We start from the raw sequence: 2,369 nt of genomic DNA, 5'->3' as shown, positions 1-2,369 counted from the left end.
GGCCGCCGTGTCGTTCCACTCCACCAGCACCCGACGGCGCTCGTCCTCGTCGAGCACACCCACCGCGCTCAGCCGCACCTGCGGCTCCGCGGTCACGGTCCGCAGGACTCGGGTGAGGCGCTCGGCGAGCCGCCCCGCCGTGTCGGCTTCGAAGAGGTCGGCCGCGGCGGTCAGCACACCGCGCAGCCCCGCCGGGGCGCCCTGGGCGTCGAAGGCTTCCTCGACGCTCACGTCGAGGTCGAACTTGGCCGCCGACGCGCCGGCGGCGAGTTCGTCCTCCACCTCGCCGACCTGGACACCGGGCAGTTCCAGGGACACCTCGGCGTTGTTCTGCAGGGTGAGCATCACTTGGAACAGCGGGTGCAGCGCGAGCGAGCGCGGCGGCGCCAGCTCCTCCACCAGCCGCTCGAAGGGCACGTCCTGGTGACCGAAGGCCGACAGGCCCGTCTCCCGGACCCGGGCGAGCACCTCGGTGAACGTCGGGTCGCCGGAGAGGTCCGTGCGCAGCACGAGGGTGTTGACGAAGAAGCCGACGAGGTCGTCGAGGGCGGCGTCCGTACGTCCGGCGTTGGCCGACCCGATCGGGATGTCGGTACCGGCGCCCAGCCGGGACAGCAGGACCGCCAGCGCGGCCTGCAGCACCATGAAGGTAGTGACGCCCTCGGCGCGGGCCACCTCCACCAGCCGTGCGTGCACCTCCGCCGGAACGTCCAGCGGGACGCGGTGGCCGCCGTAGCCGGCCACGGCCGGGCGCGGGTGGTCGTAGGACAGTTCCAGCTCTTCCGGAGCGCCGACCAGCGCCTGGCGCCAGTAGGCGAGCTGGCGGGAGAGCACGCTGTCGGGGTCCTCGGCGTCACCGAGGAGTTCGCGCTGCCACAGCGCGTAGTCGGCGTACTGGACCGGCAGGGGCTCCCACTCGGGCATGCCGTCCTGGCAGCGGGCCGAGTAGGCGACCGCGAGGTCCCGGGTCAGCGGGCCGGACGACCAGCCGTCACTGGCGATGTGGTGGACCACCACGAGCAGGACGTACTCGTCGGGCGCCACCGAGAACAGCCAGGCGCGAATCGGCACCTCCGCCGACAAGTCGAACGGCTGCCCGGCAGCGCGGCCGACCACGTCGGTCAAGCCGGCCGCCGCGTCGGCGGACACGTCGACGTTCTGGAGGTTCCACTCCACGTCAACGAGCTTCAGCACCTGCTGGTACGGCTCGCCCCCGGAGACCGTGAACACCGTGCGCAGCACCTCGTGCCGGCCGATGACGTCCCGCAGGGCGGCGTTCAGCGCCCCGCTGTCCAGTCGGCCCGACAGCCGCACGGCCATCGGGATGTTGTACGTCGGGCTCGGGCCCTCGAGCTGCTCGATGAACCACAGACGGCGCTGCGCGAATGACAACGGAAACATTAGAAATCCCCCTGGTTACGCATCGGCCGCAACGCCGGCCTTGCTGACTTCTGCTTTCCAAGCTGCTGTGCGAGCCCTGCGACCGTCGGCGCGTCGAACAGCGCCCGGATCTCCACCTCGACACCCAGAACAGCCCTGATCTGACTGACGAGCCGGACGCCCAGCAGTGAGTGGCCGCCGAGTTCGAAGAAGTCGTCATCGACTCCGACCTCGGGCAGTCCCAGTACTTCGGCGAAAACGGTGCACAGGAGTTCCTCCTGCGGCGTCGACGGCCGGCGTCCTCCTCCCGCTTTCCCGGACGCGTAGTCCGGAGCGGGCAATTTCTTGCGGTCCAGCTTCCCGTTCACCGTCAGGGGCAATGCGTCCAGCACCACCACCGCTGCCGGGACCATGTGCGCGGGCAGTCTGTGAGCGACGAACTGCCGCACATCGGCGAGGAGTCCGGATTCGACGGACTCCTCGGCGCTGCCGTCGGCGGGCACGACGTAGGCGACCAGCCGCTTGTCGCCCGGGGCGTCCTCGCGGACGACCAGCGCGGCCTGAGAGAGGTCTGGGTGTGCGGCTGTCGCCGCCTGCACCTCGCCCAGTTCGATGCGGAACCCGCGCAGCTTGACCTGTTCGTCGGCCCGCCCGGCGAACATCAGCTGACCGTCTGCGGTCCAGCGCGCCAGGTCCCCGGTGCGGTAGAGGCGGGAGCCCGGGCCGCCGTACGGGTCGGCGACGAATCGCTCCGCCGTCAGCGCCGCCCGGCCCAGGTAGCCGCGGGCCAGGCCCGCGCCCGCCACGTACAGCTCGCCCACGACACCGACCGCGACCGGCTCGAGCGACCTGTCGAGCACGAACATCCGCGTGTTGGCGATGGGCGAGCCGAACGGGACCGTCCCTTCGCGTTCCGGGTCCACCCAACCGGTGGCCACGATCACGGTGGCCTCGGTGGGTCCGTACGTGTTGATCAGGTCGCGGCCCCG

Annotated in this window: 2 protein-coding genes; both read right to left on the bottom strand. The window is 71.1% G+C overall.

The features are described 5' to 3' along the window. On the bottom strand, nt 1-1,392 hold a 1,392-nt coding region (locus ABZS71_RS35495), incomplete at its 3' end, for a condensation domain-containing protein (protein WP_356216961.1). Nucleotides 1,393-1,400: 8 nt separating this feature from the next. Beyond that, nucleotides 1,401-2,369, bottom strand: a 969-nt coding sequence (locus tag ABZS71_RS35490) for a phosphopantetheine-binding protein (protein WP_356216958.1), incomplete at its 5' end; no start/stop codon positions are given.

Origin of the sequence: Streptomyces sp. NPDC005393 (assembly GCF_040606675.1) — a bacterium.
Taxonomy (GTDB): domain Bacteria; phylum Actinomycetota; class Actinomycetes; order Streptomycetales; family Streptomycetaceae; genus Streptomyces.
The sequence above is the reverse complement of the archived record's forward strand: the minus strand, read 5'-3'. Positions and strand labels throughout refer to the sequence as shown.